The sequence below is a fragment of the Aeromonas allosaccharophila genome, assembly GCF_000819685.1.
GTDB classification, from domain to species: Bacteria; Pseudomonadota; Gammaproteobacteria; order Enterobacterales; family Aeromonadaceae; genus Aeromonas; species Aeromonas allosaccharophila.
This window is the reverse complement of the sequence record NZ_CDBR01000019.1, coordinates 26,739-50,627: the sequence shown is the minus strand read 5'-3', so window position 1 is coordinate 50,627 and position 23,889 is coordinate 26,739. Positions and strand designations below refer to the sequence as shown.

Here is a 23,889-nt window from a genome sequence, read left to right as displayed (position 1 = left end):
TACCAATAATGACAACTAAAGGGAAAGGCTGGCGTCTAGCCACTGTCGCAGCGGCACTGATGATGGCGGGCTCAGCCTGGGCCACCGAATATTCAGCCAGTTTCAAGAACGCCGAGATTGAAGAGTTCATCAATACGGTGGGCAAGAACCTCAATAAAACCATCATCATAGAGCCCTCGGTGCGCGGCAAGATCAACGTGCGCAGCTACGACCTGCTCAATGAGGAGCAGTACTACCAGTTCTTCCTGAGCGTGCTCGACGTCTACGGCTTTGCCGTGGTGCCGATGGACAACGGGGTGCTCAAGGTGTTGCGCTCGCGGGATGCCAAGACCTCAGCCATTCCGGTGGTGGATGGCAGCAACCCGGGCATGGGCGACGAGATGGTGACTAGAGTAGTGCCGGTGCGCAACGTCTCGGTCCGTGAACTGGCGCCGCTGCTGCGCCAGCTCAACGACAACGCCGGTGGTGGCAACGTGGTGCACTACGAGCCCTCCAACGTGCTGCTGATCACTGGCCGCGCCGCCGTGGTCAACCGTCTGGTGGAAGTGGTGAACCGGGTCGACCGCGCAGGCGATCAGGATGTGGACATCATCAAGCTCAAGTTCGCCTCGGCGGGTGAAATGGTGCGGCTGGTGACCAACCTCAACAAGGATGGCAACCCACAGGGCGGTACCGCCTCCCTGCTGCTCTCCCCCAAGGTAGTGGCCGACGAGCGCACCAACTCGGTGGTGGTGAGTGGTGAGCCCAAAGCGCGCGCCCGCATCATCCAGATGGTGCGCCAGCTCGACCGCGACCTGCAGAGCCAGGGCAACACCCGGGTCTTCTACCTCAAATATGGCAAGGCCAAAGATATGGTCGAGGTGCTCAAGGGGGTCAGCTCCAGCATCGAGGCCGACAAGAAGGGCGGCGGCGCAACCACAGGTGGCGCCAGCATCGGCGGTGGCAAGCTGGCCATCTCCGCCGACGAGACCACCAACGCACTGGTCATCACCGCCCAGCCGGATGTGATGTCCGAACTGGAGCAGGTGGTGGCCAAGCTCGATATCCGCCGCGCCCAGGTACTGGTGGAGGCGATCATCGTCGAGATGCAGGATGGCGATGGCCTTAACTTCGGCGTCCAGTGGGGCAATGCCAACGGCGGCGGTACCCAGTTCACCAACACTGGTGTCCCCATCACCGGTGCTATCGCTGCGGGTAAGGATTACCAGAATGGCAAGACCGACAGTGCCGCCAAATTGCTAGAGAGCTTTAACGGGATGGCAGCCGGTTTCTATCACGGCGACTGGGCCATGCTGGCCACAGCGCTGGCCTCCAATACCAAGAACGATATTCTCTCCACCCCGAGTATCGTCACCATGGACAACAAGGAGGCCTCCTTCAACGTCGGTCAGGAGGTCCCGGTCCAGAGCGGCTCACAGACCTCCACCACCAGCGATCAGGTGTTCAGCACCATCGAACGCAAGACGGTGGGCACTAAGCTGACGGTCACGCCGCAGATCAACGAAGGGGATTCGGTGCTGCTCAACATCGAGCAGGAGGTCTCGAGCGTGGGTAAACAGGCGACAGGAACAGACGGTCTGGGACCCACCTTCGATACCCGCACCGTCAAGAACTCAGTGCTGGTAAAGAGTGGCGAAACCGTGGTGCTGGGCGGCCTGATGGATGAGCAGACCAAGGAGGAGATCTCCAAGGTACCGCTGCTAGGTGATATCCCGGTACTGGGCTATCTGTTCCGCTCTACCGCCAATAGTACCTCCAAGCGCAACCTGATGGTCTTTATCCGGCCCACCATCTTGCGCGATGCAGACGTCTACTCTGGCATCTCCAGTAACAAGTACAGTCTGTTCCGCGCCGAGCAGCTCAATGCCGCCTCGCAGGAGGGGTATCTCACCTCCCCCGCCCGTCAGGTATTGCCTGCCTATGGTCAGGATGTGATGGTGTCGCCCGAGCTGCAAAAAGAGATCCAGAAGCAGATCAGCGAGATGCAGAGCAGACAGCAGAACACTGTCGAGACCACCACTCCGTTTGTGCAGAGTAAACCCTGATGAGTGCCTACCATCTGGATGGAAGCGTCGGGCCTGCGCAACTGCCCGAGCTCCCCTTTGTCTTTGCCCGCAACTTCGGGGTGATCCTGATTGAGCGGGACGGTGCCCCCGTGCTGCAGTGTCGCCCCGGCGTCACCCCGCAGGCCCTGCTGGAAGTGCGGCGGGTAGCCGGTTGCAGCTTCGCGGTGGAGCAGCTCGACAACGACGCCTTCGAAGAGCTGCTGATGGCCCACTACCAGCGCGACTCCTCCGAGGCGCGCCAGCTGATGGAAGATCTCGGCAACGAGATGGACTTCTTCGCGCTGGCCGAAGAGCTGCCGCAGAGCGAAGATCTGCTGGATGCCGATGACGACGCCCCCATCATTCGTCTCATCAACGCCATGTTGAGTGAGGCGATCAAGGAGGAGGCCTCCGATATCCATATCGAGACCTTCGAACGGGCACTGGTGATCCGTTTTCGCATCGATGGGGTGCTGCGGGAGATCCTGCGCCCCCATCGCAAACTGGCCTCGCTCTTGGTCTCGCGGATCAAGGTCATGTCACGGATGGACATCGCCGAGAAGCGGGTGCCGCAGGATGGTCGAATCTCCTTGCGTATCGGTGGCCGTGCCGTCGACGTGCGGGTCTCCACCATGCCGTCCAGCTACGGCGAGCGAGTGGTATTGCGTCTGCTCGACAAGAACAACGTGCGCCTCGAGCTCAAGCAGCTCGGCATGACCAAAGCCAATCGCACCATCATCAGCGAGCTCATTCGCAAGCCCCACGGCATCATACTGGTGACCGGCCCGACCGGTTCAGGTAAATCCACCACCCTCTATGCGGCGCTCTCCGAGATCAACTCGCGGGATCGCAACATCCTGACCGTCGAAGACCCCATCGAATATGACCTCGAAGGGGTGGGCCAGACCCAGGTCAACACCAAGGTGGACATGACCTTCGCCCGCGGCCTGCGCGCCATTCTGCGTCAGGATCCGGATGTGGTGATGGTGGGGGAAATCCGTGACCTCGAGACCGCTCAGATCGCGGTGCAGGCGTCCCTCACCGGTCATCTGGTGATGTCGACCCTTCACACCAACACCGCCATCGGTGCCATCACCCGGATGCGGGACATGGGGATCGAGCCCTTCCTGCTCTCCTCGTCCTTGCTGGCGGTGCTGGCCCAGCGGCTGGTGCGCACCCTCTGCCCCGATTGCCGCGCCCCGCGCCCCATTACCGAGCAGGAGCGGCTGGCCATGGGCATCGAACTGGCCCCCGATCAGCAGGTGTGGCGCCCGGTGGGCTGCGAACAGTGCAACCACACCGGCTACCGCGGTCGAACCGGCATCCACGAGCTGGTGGTGATCGACGAAGCGGTGCGTGAAGCCATTCACAGTGCCAGCGGCGAGCTCGCCATCGAGCGGCTGATCCGCGGCCACACCCCCAGCATCCGCCGTGACGGCATCGACAAGGTGCTCAAGGGGCAGACCAGCCTCGAAGAGGTGCTGCGCGTGACCCGGGAAGATTGAAATGGCGGCATTCGAATACAAGGCCCTCGACAACAAGGGGCGCAGCAAGAGCGGCGTGATGGAGGGCGACTCGGCCCGTCAGGTACGCCAGCTGCTGCGCGAACAGGGGCTCACCCCCCTCGAGGTGAACGAGACCACCGAGAAGGCCAAACGGGAGGCGACCCGCTTCGCCCTGTTTCGTCGCGGTGCCTCCACTGCAGAGCTGGCCCTGATCACTCGCCAGCTGGCAACGCTGGTGGGGGCTGGTCTCACCATCGAAGAGGCACTCAAGGCGGTGGCCGAGCAGTGCGAAAAGGCCCACTTGCGCTCTCTGGTGGCGACCGTGCGCAGCAAGGTGGTGGAAGGTTATTCGCTGGCCGACTCGCTGGGTGCCTTCCCCCATGTGTTCGACCAGCTGTTTCGCTCCATGGTGGCGGCCGGTGAAAAGTCGGGTCATCTGGAGAAGGTGCTCAACCGCCTCGCCGACTACACCGAGCAGCGCCAGCACATGCGCACCAAGCTGCTGCAGGCGATGATCTACCCCATCGTGCTCACCTGTGTCGCCATCGGGGTCATCTCGATCCTGCTTACCGCCGTGGTGCCCAAGGTGGTGGCCCAGTTTGAACACATGGGCCAGCAGTTGCCGGGCACCACCCGCTTTCTCATCGGCACCAGCGAGCTGATGCAGGCCTATGGCCTCTGGTTCCTGCTGCTGATCTTCCTCGGCAGCTTTGTCTGGCGCTGGTGGCTCACCGATGAAAAACGCCGCCGACGCTGGCATCAAGTGTTGCTCGGCCTGCCGGTGATTGGCCGGGTCAGCCGCGGCCTCAACACCGCCCGTTTCGCCCGTACTCTAAGCATCCTCAACGCCAGTGCGGTACCGCTACTGGAGGGGATGAAGATCTCCGGCGAAGTGCTCTCCAACGACTTTGCCAGAATGCGCATTCTCGAGGCCGCCGAACGGGTACGCGAGGGGACCAGTCTGCGCAAGTCGCTGACCGAGACCAAAATTTTCCCGCCCATGATGCTGCACATGATCGCCTCCGGCGAGCAGAGCGGCGAGCTCGACAGCATGCTGGAGCGGGCAGCGGACAACCAGGATCGGGAGTTTGAATCCCAGGTCAATATCGCCCTCGGGGTGTTCGAACCCATGCTGGTGGTCTCCATGGCCGGGGTGGTGCTGTTTATCGTGATGTCGATCCTGCAGCCGATCCTCGAGCTCAACAATATGGTGAATATGTAAGGTTCGGACGTCCGAATACGCGACCCTATTAGAACCTGCCAATCCAATCGATCCCGCAGGTTCGCTTAGCCGACAGGCGTCATCGAACGATTGCGGTTTAACAATTTATCGTTGATGGTTCATGCCATCTCATTTCGTTAGGGAGTAACTCATGCAAAAGCGTCGTCAATCCGGTTTTACCCTGCTGGAAGTCATGGTGGTCATCGTGATCCTCGGCATTCTGGCCAGTCTGGTGGTGCCCAACCTGATGGGCAACAAGGAGAAAGCTGACCAGCAGAAAGCGGTCTCCGATATCGTGGCACTGGAAAACGCCCTCGACATGTACAAGCTGGACAACAACCGCTACCCGACCACCGAACAGGGTCTGGATGCACTGGTGACCAAGCCCTCCATCGATCCGGCGCCGCGCAGCTACCGCGATGGCGGCTACATCAAGCGCCTGCCGCAAGATCCCTGGGGCAACCCGTACCAGCTGCTGAGCCCGGGCCAGTTCGGCAAGATCGACATCTTCTCCATGGGTCTGGATGGTGAAGCCGGTACCGATGATGACATCGGCAACTGGAACCTGAAGGATTTCCAATAAGTGATGTGCCACCAGCGCATTCACTCCGCCTTGCTGGAGCAGCCTGAATGAGGGCTGCGCCATCTGCTCATCGCCAATCCGGCTTTACCCTGCTGGAGGTGCTGCTGGTTGCCATGTTGATGGGTCGGCTTGAGGCTACCGCTATGCAGTTGAGGCTGGCGCCATGAAACAGAGTCGCCAAGCCGGTTTTACTCTGCTGGAGGTGCTGCTCGTCGCCATGCTGATGGGACTGGTAGCCACCGCTGTCACCCTCAGCATGGGAGGCGCCAGAGGGGATCGGGAGCTGGACAAGCAGGCGCGTCGCCTGATGGCGACCCTGCAGCTGGCGCAGGAGTATGCGGTGATGGATGGTCGGCTGGTGGGCATTCGCATCGAGGATAACGGCTGGCAGTTTATGCAGCGTCAGGCCAAGGATCGCAAGTGGCTGGCCCTGACTGGCGACAAGCAGCTGGGGCCGGTGCAACTGGCCGAGAACATGACGCTGGCACTGGAGCTGGAAGGCTTTGGCTGGCAGCCCGATCCCGACGAGAAAACCGAACAGAAGCGCGACGAGAAGGAGCGCACGCCACAGTTGCTTATCTTCCCGGGCGGCGAGCTGAGCCCGTTCGTGCTCACCTTCACCCAGCAGGATGACGATGCCCGCTACACCCGCATCGTCAAGGGGGACGAGTTCGGCCGCCTCACCCTGCTCACCGGCGATGAAGATGAAGAGGTGAGCGAATGAACGCCCGTGGCATGACCTTGTTTGAGAAAGGAGTCATGGTGGCGCTACTTCTGTGCCAACCACACCCTCAGCAGGCGGCACTATGAACGCACGTGGCATGACACTACTCGAAGTGATGGTAGCGCTGGCGGTCTTTGCCATCGCCGGTCTCGCGGTAATGAAAACCGCCAGCGAACACCTCTCCGCCCTCAACTATTTGGAGCAGAAGACCCTGGCCACCTGGGTGGTGGAGAACCAGCTGGTGCAGCAAAAGCTCGAGAACAAGTGGCCCGGCGACAGCTGGGTGGAAGGGGACGAGCAGATGGCCGGGCAGACCTGGTACTGGCGCTATCGCGGTGTCGCCACCGCCGACAACAACTTCCGGGCACTCGATATGGAAGTGCGCACCGAGGCCAAGGCCGAGAACCCGGTCGCCATGATGCGGACCTTTATCAGCCGATGACCCAGCTCTCCGTCCGCACGCCTCACCCTGTCCGTCACGCCGGTTTTACTCTGCTAGAAATGCTGGTGGCCATCGCCATCTTCGCCAGCCTCAGCATGGGCGCCTATCAGGTGCTGCAGGGGGTGCTCACCAGCGACGAGGTGGCCAAGCGAAAAGAGGCCCGCCTCAACGAATTGCAGCTCGCCTTTACCCTGCTGGAGCGAGACGTCACCCAGATGGTGCCGCGCAGCGGTCGCATCGAGGGGGAGAACAACAAGGTGCTGCTGGCGGCCTCCCGTTTCGGCCAGCAGAGCGATGACTGGGGCATGGCCTTTATGCGCAGCGGCTGGCTTAACCCGGACGGCATGCTGCCCCGCTCCCATCTGCAGCGGGTCGGCTGGCGCCTCAAGGATCAGAAGCTGGAGCGCCTGAGCTACCTCTATCCGGATCCGGTGATCGGCACAGAGCCGCGCATTCAACCGGTGCTGGCAGGGGTCACGGCGTTTCGCCTCTACTTCTTCGACAAGGGCAACTGGAAGGAGGAGTGGAGCCAGCGCAGCGTGCTGCCCCACGGACTGGCGGTAGAGCTGGATCTGGACGATTACGGCACCATTCGCCGTCAGTTCCTGATTGGTGCAGGAGGCCAGCGCGCCGAAGAGAACAGCCAGAGCAGCAACCCCGACCAAGGGGGTGGCAGCGACAGCAATAACGGGAACAACGGCGGCAACAACAATACCAACGGCGGTAATGGTGACAGCCAGAACGGCGGGGGTGCCAATGCGGGCTAATCTCACCGCTCCCGGTCGCCAGCGCGGCATGGCGCTGCTGGTGGTGCTGCTGATCCTCTCGGTGATGGTGATCATCGCCAGCAACATGAGCGGCCGCCTGCAGCTTGAGCTGCGCCGCACCGCCAACATCACCACCGGCAAACAGGCGTGGTGGTATGCCCTCTCGGCGGAAGCGCTGGTGAGCAAGGTGCTGACACAGGATTTCAAGGACAACCCCGAGGTGGTCAACCTCAGCCAGAACTGGGCCCGCAAGAACACAGTGTTTCCGGTGGACGATGGCCAGCTCAAGGGCGAGGTGACCGACCTGCAATCCTGCTTCAACCTCAACAGCCTGAGCGTGGCCTCCAAGGCGGGGAGCGGCGAGGAGCTGGAACAGCAACCCTATCCGGTGCAGGTGTTTCGCGAACTGCTCAAGCAGCTGGCGATGGATGATTACGAGGCTGCCCAGCTAACCGACGCCATCCGTGACTGGACCGACAAGGATACGGTGCTGGTCTCCAGCCTTGGCGCAGAGGACGCCTATTACGAGGGGCTCAAGCCACCCTACCTCACCGCCAACCAGTGGATGCTGGGCAAGGATGAGCTGCGGGCGGTGCGCGGGGTGACAGCCAGGGTCTATGCCAAGCTGGCCCCCTACGTCTGCGCCCTGCCCAACGACAAGTTGAAGATCAATATCAATACCCTGGCGCCCGAGCGCCCCGAGCTGCTGGTTGCCCTCTATCTGGGCAAGATAGGGCAGGATGATGCCAAACGGGTATTGAACGAACGACCGCAGAAAGGGTGGAAAGAGAGCAAGCTGATGACGGACTTGCTCGCCCCGCCCGATACGGTCAAAGGACTGAAAGAGGCGCTGGTGGTGAAAAGCGACTTCTTCGAAGCCCGCATGGTGGCGGAAGTGGGCGATAACCGGGCCTGGCTCGAGACCCTGTTCCAGCGGGGCAAGGACAATAAACTGGTCATGCTGCGCCGCCTCAGTAGCGGCGCCGAATAAACAGCGCACCTGCGAGCCCTACGCCCGCGGGTACGAGAGATGTTGGATGCAGCCTGCGGGCTGCGCACCGGTTGCCAAGGCGCACAACGCCCTTTGCAAACCGGTATCGCAGGAGAGAGATGCGTGAGCGAAAGTCTGGTCATCCGACTGGGGACCAATAAACAACAACCCGTGGCCTGGCTGGTCTGGTCCGGTCAGGAGCAGGAGATCATCGCCTCCGGCACCCTGCCCTCGGCCGATGCCCTGGGCGAGCTGCAGGAGCGGGCCGGTGGCCGCCCCGTGGTCACGCTGGTGCCGGGCAGCGATCTGATCTTCCGGCGCGTCACCCTGCCGGGTCGCTACAACCGCCAGTCGGCGGCGGCCCTCCCCTACCTGCTGGAGGAGCAGATCGCCTCCGATGTGGACGAGCTCCATCTGGTGGTGCTGGCCCACGAGGGTCAGCAGGTGGATCTGATGGCGGTGGATCGGCAGAAGATGGGCGAGTGGCTCGGCTGGCTCGATGCCGCTGGCCTCAAGAGCCTGCAACTGCTGCCCGATGTGCTGGCGCTGCCACAGGCCGCAGATGGCTGGTCTGCCCTGCAACTCGGCAACGAGTGGCTGGTGCGCCAGGGCCCCTGTCAGGGGATCGTCGCCGACGAACCGCTGCTGGCCATGTTGCTGGCAACCGAAGCCGAGCCGGTCACCATCCACAGCCACACTCCGGTGCCCGCCATTGCGGCCGCCAACTGGCAGGCGGCGGAGCCCGAGCTGCCCATGCTGCTGCTGGCCAAAGGGGCGCTCAACTGTCGCGCCAACCTGCTGACCGGCCCCTACCGGCCGCAGACCGAGTATGCCCGCTACTGGCTGCAGTGGCGCAAAGTGGTCATCACTGCAGGGCTGTTGCTGCTGGTGGCGCTTACCCAGCGCGGGGTGCAGCTCTATCAGCTCACCGAGCAGGACAAGGCGCTGAAAGCGGAGATCCGTGCCGTCTATACCCGCATCTTCCCGGGCGAGAGCCGCATCGTGAACGTACGCAGCCAGATGAACCAGCATCTGCAACAGATGGGACAAACCCCGCAAAACGGGGTGCTGCTGATGCTGACCGAACTGGCCCCCACCTTTGCCGAAATACCCGGCCTCAAGCCGCAGGTGATGCGCTTTGATGCCAGTCGCCGCGAGCTGCGGCTGCAGGTGACCGCCCCCGGCTTTGCCGAGATCGAGCGGTTCCGCGAGCTGGCAGGCAAGCAATTCGAGGTACAACAGGGCGAGGTGCGCAGCACCGAGGGCAAGGTAGAGGGCGCACTGGTGCTCAAGGGTAAATCATCATGATGGAAAAATTGCAGCGCTGGTGGCACGGCATCACCGCACGGGAACAGCGGCTGGTGGTCGCGGGTGGCGCCCTGTTGCTGGTCGGTCTCTTCTACTGGAGCGTCTGGCAACCGATCAATAATCGCATTGCCGAGCGAGAGCGGCAGGTGCAGAACCAGCAGCAGACCCTCGCCTGGCTCAAGGAGAAGGGTGAAGAGGTGCTGGCCATGCAGGGTGGCTCGGGTCGCCAGATCGACACCAGCGGCACCCTGGAAGGGGTGGTCAACCGCACCGCCTTCAATCACAAGATCAAGATTGCCCGGCTGCAACCCCAGGCGCAGGAACTGCAAGTGTGGATCGACACGGTCCAGTTCGATGACTTGCTGCTCTGGCTCTCCACCCTGGTGGAGCAGCACGGCATTCAGGTGCAAATCATCGAGATCGCCCGCGAGGATCTGGCACCGGGTCTGGTCAAGGTCAGACGTTTGCAGTTGAGTCGTCCTCAATGAAACATCCCATGGTCACACCCCGCCGGTTGCGGCTCTCTCACCGCCATGGAGCAGGTGCGCCGGGCCGGGTTTCTCTCTTGCAGTTGAGTCGTTTCCTATGAAAAAGCGCATCCTGATTGCCAGCCTGTTTCTGGCCGCCTATCTGGTCTTCCTGCTGGCCACCCTGCCTGCGGCGCTGGTGGCACGCTATCTGCCGCTGCCTGCCAACGTCGCTAATCTGTTGAAACTGGAAGGGGTGAGTGGCACCCTCTGGAACGGCCAGATCGCCCGGCTGCAATATGCCAGCGAATCGGTGAGCCAGCTGCGCTGGGATCTCAACGGCTGGTCGCTGCTGCGCTTCGCCCCCGAAGTGGCCATTCGCTTTGGCGATCGCAACGGCCTCAATGGTCAGGGCGTTGTCGGCTGGAATGGCGCCGCCTTCGGCCGGGATCTGACCCTCAACGCCCCCGCCCCCTGGTTGCTGAGCCGGGTGCCGATGCGCATGCCGATCCCGCTCACCGTCACCGGCCAGCTGCAGCTTAAAGTGGAGCAATTTGCCCAAGGCAACCCCTGGTGTGACAACCTCTACGGCAACCTCGACTGGTACAACGCCAGCGCCGATACTCCGGCGGGCAAGCTGGATCTGGCCGACCCCGAGCTGAAACTCACCTGCCTCGACTCCAGACTGGTGGCCGAACTCAAGCAGGGCTCAGATGCGGTGCAGACCATGGGTCGCCTCGAGCTGCAAGCCAATGGCCAGTACCTGTTCCAGGGCACCCTGAAGCCGGGCCCCGAACTGCCGCCGCAGATGCAGCAAGGGCTCCCCTTCCTCGGCCAGCCCGACAGTCAGGGCCGCTTCCCCCTGCGCTATCAGGGGCGGATCTGACGCCATCCCCCACCGACCCCGGAGCCACTCCGGGGTCGGTTTTTCCCCCTTTGTGCGCTCTCCCCTCACTGCACTGACTCCCTCAGCCCTCACTCACTTAGCGCAATAACCTTTGCAAGGTGCCTGCTCCCGCTCGCCACCAACCCGCTCAGCGCGGAAAAAGCCCGCCTCCCTCGTCAATCCATTTGTCGTCAATGGTCAATGAGCGCGCACCATGTCGAGAAACGCGGCAGCTCATCCCCGCCATTATGAATATCAATCAGGTTGCATTCTTTATGAAATGTGAGCTACCACCCGTTATTGATCTTTTTCAGCCAGATTGCAGCAACCTTTAAGGCAACAAAAATAACCAACTGAAAAATAAAGATTAATTCAAGAAAAACATCCTCCTTGCGCCCCATCTCATCTCATTTCCGCTGCGCCTGCCCATCAAAAATGTGAGCAACGGCAAAAACCATGGTCAACCAAAGACTATTGATATAAATATCGAAATACCAGATGAAACCCATGGGTAGATACAATGAGGTCAACTGGAGATGATTGATTTGTCTTGCTAGCACGACAGACACACATCTCGACCGATCTGTTCATTTGGTTTTCAAGCGTTGAGGGAAGGGTTATGGAAAAGAAGCGTATCTACCTGTTTTGCTCTGCCGGGATGTCCACTTCACTGCTGGTTTCAAAGATGAAGGCGCAGGCGGAAAAATATGATGTGCCGGTGCTGATCGATGCCTATCCGGAGACCCTGGCCGGCGAGAAGGGACAGGATGCCGATCTGGTACTGCTGGGCCCGCAAATTGCCTACATGCTGCCGGAGATCCAGCAGCAGCTGCCGGGCAAGCCGGTTGAAGTGATCGATACCCTGCTCTACGGCAAGGTCGACGGGCTGGGCGTGCTGAAAGCCGCCGTCGCCTCCATCAAGAAGAGCCTCGCATAGGTAAGGAGATCCCTGTGAGCAACATCATCGCATCGTTGGAGAAGGTCATACTGCCCATTGCCGTCAAGCTGGGCAAACAGCCTCATGTCAACGCCATCAAGAACGGCTTTATCAAGATGATGCCCCTGACGCTGGTCGGGGCCATGTTCGTTCTCATCAACAACGTCTTCCTGAGCTTTGGCGAAGGATCCTTCTTCTACTCCATCGGTGTGCGGCTCGATCCTGCCACCATCGCCACCCTGGATGGCCTCAAGAGCATCGGCGGCAACGTCTATAACGGCACTCTAGGGATCATGTCGCTGATGGCCCCCTTCTTTATTGGTCTGGCACTGGCCGAAGAGCGCAAGACAGATCCCCTGGCCTCCGGTCTGCTGGCGGTGGCAGCCTTTATGACGGTCACACCATTCAGCGTGGGTGAGTCCTATGCGATTGGCGCCAACTGGCTGGGCGGTGCCAACATCATCTCCGGCATGCTGATCGGCATCGCCGTGGCCGAGATGTTCGCCTTTATCGTCCGTCGCAACTGGGTCATCACCCTGCCGGACAGCGTACCGGCCTCGGTCTCCCGCTCCTTCTCGGCGCTGATCCCGGGCTTCATCATACTCTCCATCATGGGGGTCATCTCCTATCTGCTGAGCGATGCGGGCACCAACTTCCACCAGCTGATCATGGACAGCATCGCCAAGCCGCTGTCCAATATGAGCGGGCTGGTAGGCTGGGTCTATGTGGTCTTCTCCTCCTTCCTCTGGTTCTTCGGGGTACACGGCATGCTGGCGCTCACCGCGCTGGAATCAGGCATTCTGTTCCCGTTTGCCCTGGAAAACGTCGCCCTCTACAACCAGTACGGCTCGGTTGAAGCGGCCATCGCGGCAGGCAAAGAGTTCCACTTCTGGGCCAAGCCGATCACCGACTCCTTCGTCTTCCTCGGCGGTACCGGTGCCACCCTGGGCCTCATCCTGGCCATCTTTATGGTCTCCCGCCGCGATGACTACCGTCAGGTGGCCAAGCTGGGTCTGCCCTCCGGCCTGTTCCAAATCAACGAGCCCATCCTGTTTGGCTTGCCGGTCATCATGAACCCCATTCTGGTGGTGCCCTTCATTCTGGTGCACCCGGTACTGATGGGGATCACCATGGCGGCCTACTACGCCGGGATCATCCCGCCCATCACCAACATAGCGCCATGGACCATGCCAACCGGCCTGGGTGCCTTCTTCAACACCAACGGCAGCGTGGCCGCCTTCTGTCTGGCGATATTCAACCTGGGGGTCGCGACCATGATGTATATCCCCTTCGTGCTGATTGCCAACAAGGCGCAGAACGTCATCGATGAAGAAGAGGAGAGCGAAGAGGATATCGCTCTGGCCCTGAAGTTCTGATGACCCGTGTTCTGATGACCAAAGCTTCGATCACAACAGGGGAGGAGCAAGGCTCCTCCCCCACCAGCCTGGAGAAATCACCCATGCAGTATCGTTTTCCGGATAACTTCTGGTGGGGCAGCGCCAGCTCGGCCCCGCAGATGGAAGGCGCCGCCAACCGCGGCGGCAAGTCCGCCAATATCTTTGACTACTGGTTCTCCATCGAGCCGCAGCGTTTTCACAACGGGGTCGGCCCGACCGACACCTCCACCTTCTATGACAACTTCGAGAGTGACATCAAGCTGCTCAAGCAGTTGGGGCATAACAGCTTTCGCACCTCCATCTCCTGGTCACGGCTGATCCCGGACGGGGTGGGCGAAATCAACCAGGAGGCGGTCAGCTTCTACAACGCCGTCTTCGATCGGCTGCTGGCCGAGGGGATCACCCCGCTTATCAACCTCTACCACTTCGACATGCCGATGTGCATGCAGGAGCGCGGCGGCTGGGAGAGCCGGGAAGTGGTGGCCGCCTATGTGCGCTACGCCACCCGCTGTTTCGATCTGTTTGGTGGTCGCATCAAGCACTGGTTCACCTTCAACGAGCCGATTGTGCCGGTCGAGTGCGGCTACCTTGGCCACTACCACTACCCCTGCGTGGTCGATTTTGGCCGGGCGGCCACCGTCGCCTACCACACCGCGCTGGCCCATGCCGGTGTCGTGCAGGCCTATCGCGCCTGCCAGCATGATGGCGAGATCGGCATCATCCTAAACCTGAGCCCGACCTATCCCCGCTCGCAGGATCCGGCTGATATCGCCGCCTCCCGCATCGCGGATCTGCTGCTCAACAAGAGCTTCCTCGATCCGGCCATGAAGGGGAGCTACGACCCCGAGCTGGTCGCTCTGCTGGCGCAGTATGACTTGCTGCCGCAAATCGAAGAGGGTGACAAGGCACTGCTCGCCGCCGGCAAGGTGGATATCCTCGGCATCAACTACTACCAGCCGCGCCGGGTCAAGGCCAAAGAGGTGGCGTGGCAGGGTGCTCCGCGTACGCCGGAAGATCTGTTCGACTACTACGAGATGCCGGGTCGCAAGATGAACCCCCACCGCGGCTGGGAGATTTACGAAAAAGGGATCTACGACATCCTCACCGACCTGCGGGTCAACTACGGCAACCTGCCCTGCTACATCTCGGAGAACGGCATGGGGGTCGAGGGGGAAGAGCGCTTTATCGGTCCCGAGGGACGGGTGGAGGACGACTACCGCATCCAGTTCATTCGCGAGCACCTCGAGTGGCTGCATCTTGCCCTGGAAGAGGGCAGCGCCTGCCGCGGCTATCACCTGTGGACCTTTATCGACAACTGGTCCTGGCTCAACGCCTACAAGAACCGTTACGGCTTCGTCCGTCTCGATCTGGAGAGCCAGCAGCGCACCATCAAGAAGAGCGGCTACTGGTTTGCCGAGGTCGCACGCAACCATGGTTTCAATTAACGGCTTCGACTAACGGTTTCAATCAACGCATTCACGTAAGGAACGACACATGTTCGATCTGGACAACATCACTGAAGAGGCCGCCACCTGCAACGATCTGGAAGAGGTGGTGATGGGGCTCATCATCAACTCCGGGCAGGCCCGCAGTCTCGCCTACACCGCCCTGAAAAAAGCCAAGGAGGGGGATCTGGCCGCCGCCCACCAGCTGATGGCCCAATCCCGCGAGGCGCTCAATGCCGCCCATCTGGTGCAGACCCAGCTGATCGAGGACGATCAGGGCGAAGGCAAGATCCCGGTCACCCTGGTGCTGGTCCATGCCCAGGATCACCTGATGACCTCCATGCTGGCCCGTGAGCTGATCAGCGAGCTGATCGAGCTGCACGAAAAGCTGCAGAGCAAGTAACCTCCGGACGGGGCGAGAGGCCCCGTCATCGGCCCGCAGATCAGGAAATAACTCATGAGCGTCAAAACAATCCGGGAAACCGAACTGTTTAACAACAAACCGTTCCACATGTTCATCTACAACAAGCAGGTGAGCGGAACCGGTTTGCACCAGCATGACTACTACGAGTTCACCCTGGTACTGACCGGTCGCTACTATCAGGAGGTCAACGGCAAGCGGGTGCTGCTGGAGCGGGGGGATCTGGTGTTTATCCCGCTCGGCTCGCGCCATCAGAGCTTCTACGAGTTCGGCACCACCCGCATCTTCAACGTCGGGATCACCCGCACCTATTTCGACGAGCACTTCAAATACCTGCTGCCGGAGCACTTCGTCGCCTCACAGGCCTATGCGCTCAAGAGCGAGTTCCTCAGCTACATCGAGTCGGTGCTGGTCTCACCGGGATTTCGGGAAGAAGCGCTGACCGAATTTCTCGAAGTGGTGACCTACGCGGTGATGAACCGGCTGCGTCACTACAAGGACACCTCTGCCAGCGACGATCTTCCGCTCTGGCTGCACGAAACCGTGGAGCGGATGCACGATCGCCCCCTCTTTGCCGAGGATGCGCTGGCCAACATGGTCTCCCTCTGTGGCAAGAGCCAGGAGTATCTGACCCGGGCCACCCGGCGCTACTACAACAAGACGCCGATGCAGATCATCAACGAAATCCGGATCAACTACGCCAAGATGCAGCTGGAGGTGACCAACAACTCGGTGGCCGATATCGCCTTCGAGACCGGCTACAACGACGTCAGCCTCTTTATCAAAAACTTCAAGAAGCTCACCTCGTTTACCCCGGGCAGTTACCGCAAATATCTCTACCCGAAATTTGAAAGCCCGGCCTGATGCCGGCCCTTAACTCCATGTAAATAGAACAGATTGCAATACAGAGCACCGAACATGATCAGCCCCTGCCACAGGCGGCTGCGGCCGCTCCCACCCTGACGACAGAGCGGCCACCATCAAACCGATAGAGATCGATGAAAGAGGGATTTATGAGCGAGAAGATCAAGGTAGTCACCATAGGCGGCGGCAGCAGCTACACCCCCGAGCTGGTCGATGGATTCATCAAGCGGTATGCCGAGCTGCCCATCAGCGAGCTGTGGCTGGTGGATATTCCCGCTGGCGAAGAGAAACTGAACATCATCTTCGACCTCTGCCAGCGGATGATCCGCCAGGCGGGTATCCCCATGACCCTGCACAAGACCCTGGATCGCCGCGAGGCACTGGTGGGCGCCCACTTCGTCACCACCCAGCTGCGGGTCGGCCAGTTGCAGGCGCGGGAGAAGGATGAGCGAATCCCCTTGAGCCACGGCATGCTGGGGCAGGAGACCAACGGCGCAGGCGGGCTGTTCAAGGGGCTGCGCACCATTCCGGTCATCTTCGACATCATCCGCGATGTGGAGGAACTTTGCCCGGATGCCTGGCTGATTAACTTCACCAATCCGGCCGGCATGGTGACCGAAGCGGTGCGCCGTCATACCAACTTCCGCCGCTTTATCGGGGTGTGCAACATTCCGGTCGGCATGCAGATGTTTGTGCGCGACGCCCTCCAGCTCACCGAGCGGGATCACCTCTCGATGGACCTGTTCGGCCTCAACCATCTGGTCTTTATCGGTGATGTGCTGGTCAACGGCGAATCCCGCTTTGACGAGCTGCTGGAAGGGGTCGCCGATGGCAGCCTCACCCGCGCCAGCTCGGTCAAAAACATCTTCGATCTGCCGTTCGATCCCGGTTTTATCCGTGGTCTGCGCCTGCTCCCCTGCTCCTACTTGCGTTACTACTTCAAGGAGAAAGAGATGCTGGGGATCGAGATGGGCGAGTTCTACAAAGGCGGCGCCCGGGCTCAAGTCGTGCAGCAGGTCGAGAAGAAGCTGTTCGAGCTCTACCAGAACCCCGCGCTGTGCGAAAAGCCCAAGGAGCTGGAGCTGCGTGGCGGCGCCTACTACTCCGATGCAGCCTGCGAGGTGATCAGCGCCATCCATAACGACAAGCAGAGCGAGCACTACGTCATCGTGCCCCATCAGGGTCATGTCACCAATATCCCGGCCGACTGGACGGTGGAGATGAGCTGCCTGATCGGGCGTGACGGCGCCATCCCCCATCCGCGCCTCACCCGCTTTGACGACAAGGTGAACGGGCTGGTGCACCTCATCAAGAGCTTCGAGATCGCCGCCGCCAAGGCCGCCATCAGTGGCAACTTCGATGACCTGCTGCTGGCGATGAACCTCAACCCGCTGATCCACTCCGACAACGATGCCCGCATCGTCGCCCGCGAGCTGCTGCTGGCCCACCGCGAACACCTGCCCAACTTCGCCGCCGCCATCGATGCCCTCGCCTGAGGCCAGCACGCCCCGCCCGCACCGGCGGGGCGCTTAACCGCAAGGGAACCCTCATGAGCAAGAGATTGATCATCAACGCCGACGACTTCGGCCTCTGTCGCGCCCAGAACTACGGCATCGTGGAGGCATTCAAGCACGGGGTCGTCAGCTCCACCACCGCGATTGTCACCTCCCCCGCCATCGAACACGCCGCCTGGCTGGCCGAACGCTTCCCCGAATTGCCAGTCGGGCTGCACTTTATGCTCAGCTTGGGGAAGCCGCTCACCCCGCTCACCTCCTTGGTGAACGAACAGGGCGATCTCAACAAGGGGATCTGGCACAAGAGCGAGGCGGGAGAGCTGGATCTGGCCGAGATATCCTGCGAGCTGGCGAGTCAGTATCAGCGCTTTGTCGCGATCTTCGGCCAGCAGCCGACCCATATCGATAGCCACCACCATGTTCATATGTTGCCGACCATCTACCCGCTGGTGGAGGCTTTCGCCAAGAAGCATGACCTGCCCCTGCGCATCGATCGGGGCGAAATCGCCCGCCATGGCCTCACCGTCAACCACCTGCAGAGCTGCGATCGGTTCGACGACCGCTTCTACGGCGCGCAGCTGACCTGGGCCGACCTGCTGCAACTGCTCGATGAGGCCAGTGCACAGGGTGCCCATTCGCTTGAGATCATGTGCCACCCCTCCTTTATCGATCTGGAGATGCAAGGCAGCTCCTACTGCCAGCCCCGTCTCAACGAACTGGCGATCCTGACCGACCCGTCCCTGCCCGCCCTTATCGCCGAGCGCGGCTACCGCCTTACCAGCTATCGGGAGTGGCGGTCTGACACGAAATAGAGTGAAACAACCAAAACAATGCCGGTGGAAGAAAGCAGAGCAGTGAACAGGGATGAGGCTGGCAGGCAAGAGAACATGAGAGAAGAAATAGGATGGCGGCACCGGGACCGCCATCCTGATCCTGTTACCAATATTTGTTTATCTCGCGGCGCAACGCTTCGGCAGTTGCCTGGCCGCTTTGTGAGGCCAGTGCCCGTCCGGCAATAAAGGTCTTGGCCCGGATCCCTTCAAACAGATGGATATCTTCCGGCACGATACCGCCGGTGATCGACAGCTCCAGCCCCAGCTCGGAGAGTGCCCGCATCTTGCTCAAATCGGCTTGGGTCCAGCTGACCCCGGCCAGCTCGGCATCCCGCGAGCGGTGATAGATAGCCTGGGTGATCCCCATATCGGCCCACTGTTTGGCATCATCCAGCGTCCAGTTGCCGTAAATCTCGATCTGGATCTCCCCACCAAACTCATCCGCGACTTTCTTGCAGGCAGCAATGGTAGCGACGTGCGCAGCGGCCGATACCGTGATCCAGTCAGCCCCGGCCGAGAAGGCCATGCGAGCCAGAATGGCACCACCGTCTGTGGTCTTCATATCACACACGATAATGTGATCAGGATGACGCTCGCGCATGGTGCGTACCGCAGACATGCCTTCAGCAAAGGCGAGAATAGTGCCGACCTCAATGACCTCGACATAACCGGCGACTCGATCGGCAATATCCACGGCGGTAGCAAGATCGGTAGAATCCAGAGCAATCTGTAACATTGGCTTGGTCATAATATATTTCCTTAATTTAAATTGTTGGCAGGATACACAGGGCCATTGATTTAAAGTCGAAAAGAGGCCGTAACCTGAAGTCACTAAAAAATAGAATTAAAATTTAACGTATATGGTGACTAATTAACGCTGACCATAATAAGCATTGGCACCGTGTTTCCTGAAATAGTGTTTGTCAGACAACTCCTGCGCAATATGGATGGCCGGATTCAATGCTCTGGTTGCCAATGCCATTGTTGCAACCTCTTCCAGAACCAGCGCATTGTGCACCGCATCCACCGCACTCTTGCCCCAGCAAAATGGGGCATGGCCGGTAATGACCACGCCTGGCAAGGCCTGCGGATCCAGGTCCCGACGCTGAAACTCTTCGACAATGACCTTGCCGGTATTTTTTTCATAATCAACGTGGATTTCATCTTCGGTCAGCGGACGCGTACAGGGAATATCGCCATAAAAATAATCGGCGTGGGTCGTTCCCAATGCAGGAATATCCATGCCTGCTTGCGCCCAAATTGTGCCATGACGTGAATGGGTGTGCACAATACCAGAAATACCTTTGAACGCTTTATATAAAACCAGATGGGTTGCGGTATCACTGGATGGAGATAAATGCCCGTCAACAACGAGCCCATCCATATTAACGACCACGATATCGTCAACGGTCATATTGTCGTAAGAGACCCCGGATGGCTTGATGGCCACCACGCCCCGATTGCGATCAATCTGGGACACATTGCCCCAGGTCAGGGTAACCAGACCGTACCGGGGCAACAGCAGGTTGGCCTCCAGTACCGCCTCTTTCAATGAGTTGTACATTCCGTTCTCCTGGGCCCCTTGCGGGGCCGCTTTGGGTGCCTCAGGCCACTTGAGCCAGCGCCTGGTCAATGACGTTGAATACATCTGCCGTGCTCTGGCATGCTCGCAGCTTGTCGAGGTTAATCCCGCTCTCGCTGTGTTCATCCTCCAGCACCTGAGTGACCTCCATCAGCCCCTCCATGTGTTCATCCGAGGTGCTGCCCGCCAGCGTCACCAGCACATCCACCGGCTCCTCTTCCCCTTCAAACTTCACCGGCGTGGTCAGGGTGACCAGTGCAAACGCCGTACGATTGACCCCATCTTCCGGTCTCGCATGGGGCATTGCGAACTGGGGGGCAATCACGATATAGGGCCCCATCTTTTCAATGCTGCCGATGATCGCATCGTGGTAGCGAGGCTCCACGGCACCGGAGCGGATCAGCATGTCAGTGCCCAGCTTGATGGCGCCGCGCCAGTCGCTGGCGGCCGCGTTAAGCAATACAGAGTTGTTTTCCATCAGAGATTGTTTGAATTTCATCTTGTTCTCCTTGCCCGCTGCCGAGTGCAGCGAGGATCATCGGCTTAATTTGCAAAGTTGTTCTTGATGATGCCCAGCAGTTCATCACCAAACGAATTGGGATTGAGCATGTTCTGCACCCCCAGCACAAATTTGCCCTCACCGGGGCTCATCTCGCCGGCCAGATGCTTGGAAGAGACGATGATGTCGGTGGTCTGCAGCTTGGTTTTGTAATCGGCCACGGCGCAGGAGTCCATGACATGGGGCACACCACGCTGCTCGAGAAACTTGCCGATCTTCATCTTCATCATCATGGATGAGCCCTGTCCATTGCCACATACCGCCAGGATCCGCACTGCACTTCCCCCTTTGGCACTCTCGGCTGGCAAGGCAGGCAGATCGGTCTTATCTTCTGCCGCGGCGGCACTCGGGACGGCCATGTCCTCTTCCATCCGCAGGGTGCGGGAAGCGAAGTACATATAGAGCCCGGCGCCGGCCAGCAACACCACGAAGAACAGGGAAGAGAAGGAGAGCCCCTGCATGATCACCGGGAACACCAGCGCCCAGTCAGCCATGCCCATCCAGCCATTGAAGCTGGTGCCATTGACCGCGAACAGATGGATAGCCCAGGCAGAGCCTAACACCTCGATGATCCCCATCACGAAGCAAATCTTCATCACCGCACGCCAGCCGCCAAAGTGGTTGGCGAACACCCCTATGGTGGCGTTGGAGAAGAACATGGGAATGAAGCCCGGGATAATCATGATGGGCGCCTGGAATGCCAGCAGGGCAAGCACAGCAAGGAACTGACCGATGGCCCCCCACATGAAGCCAAAGACCATGGCATTCGGCGAGTAGGCGTAGATAGCAGCGCAATCGATTGCCAGGACGGCGTTGGGAATGACCCGTTCGGAGATCCCCTTGAAGGCCTCGGAGAGTTCGGCTACGAACATCCGCACCCCCACCACGATGACCTGAATGGCAACCGCAAACTTGAGACCGGTCTCGAGAATGTAGATAGACCAGTGGGTCTGACCCGCCATCTGTTGCAGATTATCGAGGCCAAACGAGAGCAGGATGATGCCGAAGAAGATGGTCATCACGATGGCGGTCGCCGTGATGCTGTCGTGGAAGATGTGCAGCCACTTTGGCAGCTTCAGGTGGTCGACGCTCTCTTCCTTATTGCCCAGTTTCGGCGCCACCTTGGTGGCAATCCAGGAGGCTACCTGTTGCTGGTGGCCGATGGAGAACCCAGCCCCGCCAGTCACTTCCTGAGTTGGCTTGAACATGATGTTGGAGGAGATCCCCCAATAGAGCGCCATGATGACGGCGGAATAGAGGATGGTTTCCCACATCGAGGCGCCCATCACCATATAGAAGACCGCGATCAGGCCCACCTGCTGAAACATGATGTGACCGGTCAGCATGATGGTGCGGATCCCGGTATAGCGCCGCAGCAATACCAGCAGAATATTGAGGGCAAGGGCCAGCAATACCGCATAGCCGACCCAGGAGTAGTTCTCCCCCATGGTCTCCATGGTCGCCATCATGGTGGTGTAGGGGTCAATCACTGAACCGGTGAGGTGATGATATTCCGCAATCTTGTCCACCACCGGCTTGAAGCCGGCCACCAGCGTACTGGCGCCCACCTGCACCAGCATGAAACCGACGATGGTCTTCACGGTGCCCTTGACGACCGTCGTGCCATCCTGCTTGAGCAACAGGTAGCCAATACAGGTCACCAGCCCCAACAGCAGGGGTGCCTTGGTCATCACCTGACTGTAAAAGATGTAAAAAGCGTTGTAGAGGGTTTCCATATTTATGCTCCGTCCAGATGAGGACAACTCATTGCTATTGGATTGGTGCAGACATCTCACCATTCATATGGGCATTGCTTTACCTGACGCCCCGCGAGCAGATTCAACTGTCACCACTCACTGTGAAATCTAAAATAATCATACATAGTCATCACGTGATTTATTGTGATGAAGATCTAGGTCGAGAGAATCTCTTTTTTCCACCATCAGGATGTGAAATTCCGGTTAAAAGGGCCATAAAAACCGCCTAAAAGGATTCAAAAAATCCCTATCAATACGTACCTAATCAGTAAATCCAATAAATACAGATACTTAAAGACATACTCATCTCTTGATTGTGATATGCCGCAATTAATCTCACAAAACAATCATCACAATCATTGATAATCACAAAAGGCATGGATATAGTCACAGCAAATCAAAACAAATCACTAGCTCGCAACCATGCAAGCCATGTCATCACCCGATGAATCACCACTGCGTGAACCATCCAAACCAGAAAAGGTATGTCAGATGAGCAAGATTGAAGAAATCACCCGTGAGTCATGGATCCTCAGCACCTTCCCCGAGTGGGGCACCTGGCTGAATGAAGAGATTGAGCAGGAAGAGGTCAAGCCGAACACCTTCGCCATGTGGTGGCTGGGTTGCACCGGTATCTGGCTGAAGTCTGCCGGCAATACCAACATCTCCATCGACTTCTGGTGCGGCACGGGCAAGCGAACCCATGGCAATCCCTATATGAACAAGCAGCACCAGATGATGCGGATGGGGGGCGTGCGCAAGCTGCAACCCAACCTGAGAACCTCACCTTTCGTGCTCGATCCTTTCGGGATTAAAGATATCGATGCAGTGCTCGCCACCCACGATCATGCCGACCATATCGACGTCAATGTGGCGGCTGCCGTGCTGCAAAACTGTGGGGAGCATGTGAAGTTCATCGGTCCCAAGGCCTGTGTTGACCTCTGGCTGCGCTGGGGTGTGCCTGCCGAGCGTTGTGTGGTGGCCCGCGTGGGTGACGAGATCCCGGTGGGTGACATCGTGATCCAGGTGCTCGATGCCTTTGACCGTACCGCGCTGGTTACCCTGCCGGCAGGTGTCTCCTCCACCGACAAGAGCATTCTGGATGGTATGGATGATCGGGCGGTAAACTATCTGGTCAAGACATCCGGCGGCAACCTCTACCACTCGGGTGACTCCCACTACTCCAACTACTACGCCAAGCACGGCAATGACTACCAGATCGATGTGGCGCTGCTCTCTTATGGCGAAAACCCGCGCGGCGTGACCGACAAGATGACCTCATCAGACATCTTGCGGGCCGGGGAGTCCCTCAACACCAAGGTAGTGATCCCGTTCCACCACGATATCTGGGCCAACTTCCAAAGCGATCCCCGCGAGATCGAAGTGCTCTGGAACATGAAAAAAGATCGCCTCGGCTATCGCTTCAGCCCCTTCTTCTGGCAAGTCGGTGGCAAATACACCTTCCCGACCGACCAGAGCAAACTGCACTACCAACACCCGCGCGGATTCGATGACATCTTCATCGACGAGCCGGAGTTGCCTTACAAATCCTTCCTGTAAGCACAGCCTGTCGTACATCGGGTAATTCGAGGGATGGTGATTGAGTTGGGCCAGCAAGGCGTCATCTCAATCACCTCCTC

General features: G+C 59.5%; 23 protein-coding genes and 1 pseudogene. 20 read left to right on the top strand and 4 right to left on the bottom strand.

Annotated elements, in window-relative coordinates; all coding sequences use genetic code 11:
* Nucleotides 1-8: 8 nt before the first annotated feature.
* The 19 genes and pseudogenes from exeD to chbG all read left to right on the top strand — a co-directional run bounded on the left by exeD (nucleotide 9) and on the right by chbG (nucleotide 18,330).
* Nucleotides 9-2,045, top strand: a complete 2,037-nt coding sequence (exeD, locus tag BN1115_RS04035) for a GspD family T2SS secretin variant ExeD (RefSeq protein WP_042656165.1) — start codon at nucleotides 9-11, stop codon at nucleotides 2,043-2,045.
* Nucleotides 2,045-3,550 (top strand): GspE family T2SS ATPase variant ExeE, encoded by a 1,506-nt coding sequence (gene exeE, locus BN1115_RS04030; protein WP_042061948.1) that lies wholly within the window; start codon nucleotides 2,045-2,047, stop codon nucleotides 3,548-3,550. The genes exeD and exeE overlap by 1 nt, the downstream gene beginning before the upstream one ends.
* Nucleotide 3,551: 1 nt before the next feature.
* Entirely contained in the window at nucleotides 3,552-4,772 is a 1,221-nt protein-coding gene (exeF, locus tag BN1115_RS04025) for a GspF family T2SS innner membrane protein variant ExeF (RefSeq protein ID WP_005338296.1), read from the top strand.
* Between the two features lie 151 nt (nucleotides 4,773-4,923).
* Nucleotides 4,924-5,355: a GspG family T2SS major pseudopilin variant ExeG gene (gene exeG / locus BN1115_RS04020; protein WP_042061950.1), complete on the top strand. Its 432-nt coding sequence runs from the start codon at nucleotides 4,924-4,926 to the stop codon at nucleotides 5,353-5,355.
* 47 nt (nucleotides 5,356-5,402) lie between these two features.
* Nucleotides 5,403-5,522, top strand: coding sequence for a prepilin-type N-terminal cleavage/methylation domain-containing protein (locus BN1115_RS21525; protein WP_082034792.1), 120 nt, complete (start codon nucleotides 5,403-5,405; stop codon nucleotides 5,520-5,522).
* Nucleotides 5,519-6,079, top strand: a complete 561-nt coding sequence (gene exeH, locus BN1115_RS04015; protein WP_042656164.1) for a GspH family T2SS minor pseudopilin variant ExeH — start codon at nucleotides 5,519-5,521, stop codon at nucleotides 6,077-6,079. The genes BN1115_RS21525 and exeH overlap by 4 nt, the downstream gene beginning before the upstream one ends.
* An 82-nt stretch (nucleotides 6,080-6,161) precedes the next feature.
* Nucleotides 6,162-6,521, top strand: a complete 360-nt coding sequence (gene exeI / locus BN1115_RS04010; protein ID WP_042656163.1) for a GspI family T2SS minor pseudopilin variant ExeI — start codon at nucleotides 6,162-6,164, stop codon at nucleotides 6,519-6,521.
* A pseudogene (gene gspJ / locus BN1115_RS04005) lies at nucleotides 6,518-7,165 on the top strand (type II secretion system minor pseudopilin GspJ); the annotation flags it as partial. The gene exeI and the pseudogene gspJ, both read left to right, overlap by 4 nt.
* Before the next feature lie 112 nt (nucleotides 7,166-7,277).
* On the top strand, nucleotides 7,278-8,279 hold the full coding sequence (gene exeK / locus BN1115_RS04000; protein WP_082034791.1) for a GspK family T2SS minor pseudopilin variant ExeK: 1,002 nt from the start codon (nucleotides 7,278-7,280) through the stop codon (nucleotides 8,277-8,279).
* 123 nt (nucleotides 8,280-8,402) lie between these two features.
* Nucleotides 8,403-9,587, top strand: coding sequence for a GspL family type II secretion system protein ExeL (exeL, locus tag BN1115_RS03995; RefSeq protein ID WP_042656161.1), 1,185 nt, complete (start codon nucleotides 8,403-8,405; stop codon nucleotides 9,585-9,587).
* The gene (gene exeM, locus BN1115_RS03990) at nucleotides 9,584-10,075 is read left to right on the top strand and encodes a GspM family type II secretion system protein ExeM (RefSeq protein ID WP_042656160.1); all 492 of its coding nucleotides are present in this window, start codon (nucleotides 9,584-9,586) and stop codon (nucleotides 10,073-10,075) included. Before exeL ends, exeM begins: the two co-directional genes overlap by 4 nt.
* A gap of 97 nt (nucleotides 10,076-10,172) precedes the next feature.
* Nucleotides 10,173-10,940 (top strand): GspN family type II secretion system protein ExeN, encoded by a 768-nt coding sequence (gene exeN, locus BN1115_RS03985; protein WP_042656159.1) that lies wholly within the window; start codon nucleotides 10,173-10,175, stop codon nucleotides 10,938-10,940.
* 619 nt (nucleotides 10,941-11,559) lie between these two features.
* Complete coding sequence (locus tag BN1115_RS03980; RefSeq protein WP_033135185.1) at nucleotides 11,560-11,877, top strand: PTS sugar transporter subunit IIB; 318 nt, start codon at nucleotides 11,560-11,562, stop codon at nucleotides 11,875-11,877.
* 14 nt (nucleotides 11,878-11,891) lie between these two features.
* Nucleotides 11,892-13,253, top strand: coding sequence for a PTS N,N'-diacetylchitobiose transporter subunit IIC (chbC, locus tag BN1115_RS03975; RefSeq protein ID WP_042656158.1), 1,362 nt, complete (start codon nucleotides 11,892-11,894; stop codon nucleotides 13,251-13,253).
* A gap of 83 nt (nucleotides 13,254-13,336) precedes the next feature.
* Complete coding sequence (locus BN1115_RS03970) at nucleotides 13,337-14,719, top strand: glycoside hydrolase family 1 protein (RefSeq protein ID WP_042656179.1); 1,383 nt, start codon at nucleotides 13,337-13,339, stop codon at nucleotides 14,717-14,719.
* Between the two features lie 49 nt (nucleotides 14,720-14,768).
* Entirely contained in the window at nucleotides 14,769-15,122 is a 354-nt protein-coding gene (gene chbA, locus BN1115_RS03965; RefSeq protein WP_042061963.1) for a PTS N,N'-diacetylchitobiose transporter subunit IIA, read from the top strand.
* Nucleotides 15,123-15,176: 54 nt separating this feature from the next.
* Nucleotides 15,177-16,004 carry a transcriptional regulator ChbR gene (chbR, locus tag BN1115_RS03960; protein WP_042656157.1) on the top strand — a complete coding sequence of 276 codons (828 nt, stop codon included), beginning with the start codon at nucleotides 15,177-15,179 and terminating at the stop codon, nucleotides 16,002-16,004.
* A gap of 149 nt (nucleotides 16,005-16,153) precedes the next feature.
* Nucleotides 16,154-17,500, top strand: coding sequence for a 6-phospho-beta-glucosidase (locus BN1115_RS03955; protein WP_042656156.1), 1,347 nt, complete (start codon nucleotides 16,154-16,156; stop codon nucleotides 17,498-17,500).
* 53 nt (nucleotides 17,501-17,553) lie between these two features.
* Complete coding sequence (chbG, locus tag BN1115_RS03950; RefSeq protein WP_042656155.1) at nucleotides 17,554-18,330, top strand: chitin disaccharide deacetylase; 777 nt, start codon at nucleotides 17,554-17,556, stop codon at nucleotides 18,328-18,330.
* A gap of 124 nt (nucleotides 18,331-18,454) precedes the next feature.
* Here the strand turns inward: chbG and BN1115_RS03945 are convergent, their stop codons facing one another.
* From BN1115_RS03945 to BN1115_RS03930, 4 genes are all read right to left on the bottom strand, one after another.
* Entirely contained in the window at nucleotides 18,455-19,099 is a 645-nt protein-coding gene (locus BN1115_RS03945) for a 3-keto-L-gulonate-6-phosphate decarboxylase UlaD (protein WP_042656154.1), read from the bottom strand.
* Nucleotides 19,100-19,222: 123 nt separating this feature from the next.
* A complete protein-coding gene (locus BN1115_RS03940) occupies nucleotides 19,223-19,915 on the bottom strand; it encodes an L-ribulose-5-phosphate 4-epimerase (RefSeq protein ID WP_042656153.1) in 693 nt (230 codons plus the stop codon).
* 40 nt (nucleotides 19,916-19,955) lie between these two features.
* On the bottom strand, nucleotides 19,956-20,432 hold the full coding sequence (locus BN1115_RS03935) for a PTS sugar transporter subunit IIA (protein WP_042061971.1): 477 nt from the start codon (nucleotides 20,430-20,432) through the stop codon (nucleotides 19,956-19,958).
* A 44-nt stretch (nucleotides 20,433-20,476) separates the two neighbouring features.
* On the bottom strand, nucleotides 20,477-22,228 hold the full coding sequence (locus tag BN1115_RS03930; RefSeq protein ID WP_042656152.1) for a PTS ascorbate-specific subunit IIBC: 1,752 nt from the start codon (nucleotides 22,226-22,228) through the stop codon (nucleotides 20,477-20,479).
* Between the two features lie 513 nt (nucleotides 22,229-22,741).
* Between BN1115_RS03930 and ulaG the strand changes: the two genes are divergently transcribed.
* Nucleotides 22,742-23,809, top strand: a complete 1,068-nt coding sequence (ulaG, locus tag BN1115_RS03925) for an L-ascorbate 6-phosphate lactonase (RefSeq protein WP_021229099.1) — start codon at nucleotides 22,742-22,744, stop codon at nucleotides 23,807-23,809.
* Nucleotides 23,810-23,889 lie beyond the last annotated feature (80 nt).

Coding starts and splice junctions, on each gene's coding strand:
- BN1115_RS03935 (WP_042061971.1), bottom strand. CDS start 20,432: ATGAAATTCAAACAATCTCTGATGGAAAACAACTCTGTATTGCTTAAC.
- chbG (WP_042656155.1), top strand. CDS start 17,554: ATGAGCAAGAGATTGATCATCAACGCCGACGACTTCGGCCTCTGTCGC.
- exeK (WP_082034791.1), top strand. CDS start 7,278: ATGCGGGCTAATCTCACCGCTCCCGGTCGCCAGCGCGGCATGGCGCTG.
- BN1115_RS03930 (WP_042656152.1), bottom strand. CDS start 22,228: ATGGAAACCCTCTACAACGCTTTTTACATCTTTTACAGTCAGGTGATG.
- ulaG (WP_021229099.1), top strand. CDS start 22,742: ATGAGCAAGATTGAAGAAATCACCCGTGAGTCATGGATCCTCAGCACC.
- BN1115_RS03955 (WP_042656156.1), top strand. CDS start 16,154: ATGAGCGAGAAGATCAAGGTAGTCACCATAGGCGGCGGCAGCAGCTAC.
- BN1115_RS03980 (WP_033135185.1), top strand. CDS start 11,560: ATGGAAAAGAAGCGTATCTACCTGTTTTGCTCTGCCGGGATGTCCACT.
- exeF (WP_005338296.1), top strand. CDS start 3,552: ATGGCGGCATTCGAATACAAGGCCCTCGACAACAAGGGGCGCAGCAAG.
- BN1115_RS21525 (WP_082034792.1), top strand. CDS start 5,403: ATGAGGGCTGCGCCATCTGCTCATCGCCAATCCGGCTTTACCCTGCTG.
- exeM (WP_042656160.1), top strand. CDS start 9,584: ATGATGGAAAAATTGCAGCGCTGGTGGCACGGCATCACCGCACGGGAA.
- exeE (WP_042061948.1), top strand. CDS start 2,045: ATGAGTGCCTACCATCTGGATGGAAGCGTCGGGCCTGCGCAACTGCCC.
- BN1115_RS03945 (WP_042656154.1), bottom strand. CDS start 19,099: ATGACCAAGCCAATGTTACAGATTGCTCTGGATTCTACCGATCTTGCT.
- exeG (WP_042061950.1), top strand. CDS start 4,924: ATGCAAAAGCGTCGTCAATCCGGTTTTACCCTGCTGGAAGTCATGGTG.
- exeH (WP_042656164.1), top strand. CDS start 5,519: ATGAAACAGAGTCGCCAAGCCGGTTTTACTCTGCTGGAGGTGCTGCTC.
- exeI (WP_042656163.1), top strand. CDS start 6,162: ATGAACGCACGTGGCATGACACTACTCGAAGTGATGGTAGCGCTGGCG.
- BN1115_RS03940 (WP_042656153.1), bottom strand. CDS start 19,915: ATGTACAACTCATTGAAAGAGGCGGTACTGGAGGCCAACCTGCTGTTG.
- BN1115_RS03970 (WP_042656179.1), top strand. CDS start 13,337: ATGCAGTATCGTTTTCCGGATAACTTCTGGTGGGGCAGCGCCAGCTCG.
- chbR (WP_042656157.1), top strand. CDS start 15,177: ATGAGCGTCAAAACAATCCGGGAAACCGAACTGTTTAACAACAAACCG.
- exeN (WP_042656159.1), top strand. CDS start 10,173: ATGAAAAAGCGCATCCTGATTGCCAGCCTGTTTCTGGCCGCCTATCTG.
- exeD (WP_042656165.1), top strand. CDS start 9: ATGACAACTAAAGGGAAAGGCTGGCGTCTAGCCACTGTCGCAGCGGCA.
- chbA (WP_042061963.1), top strand. CDS start 14,769: ATGTTCGATCTGGACAACATCACTGAAGAGGCCGCCACCTGCAACGAT.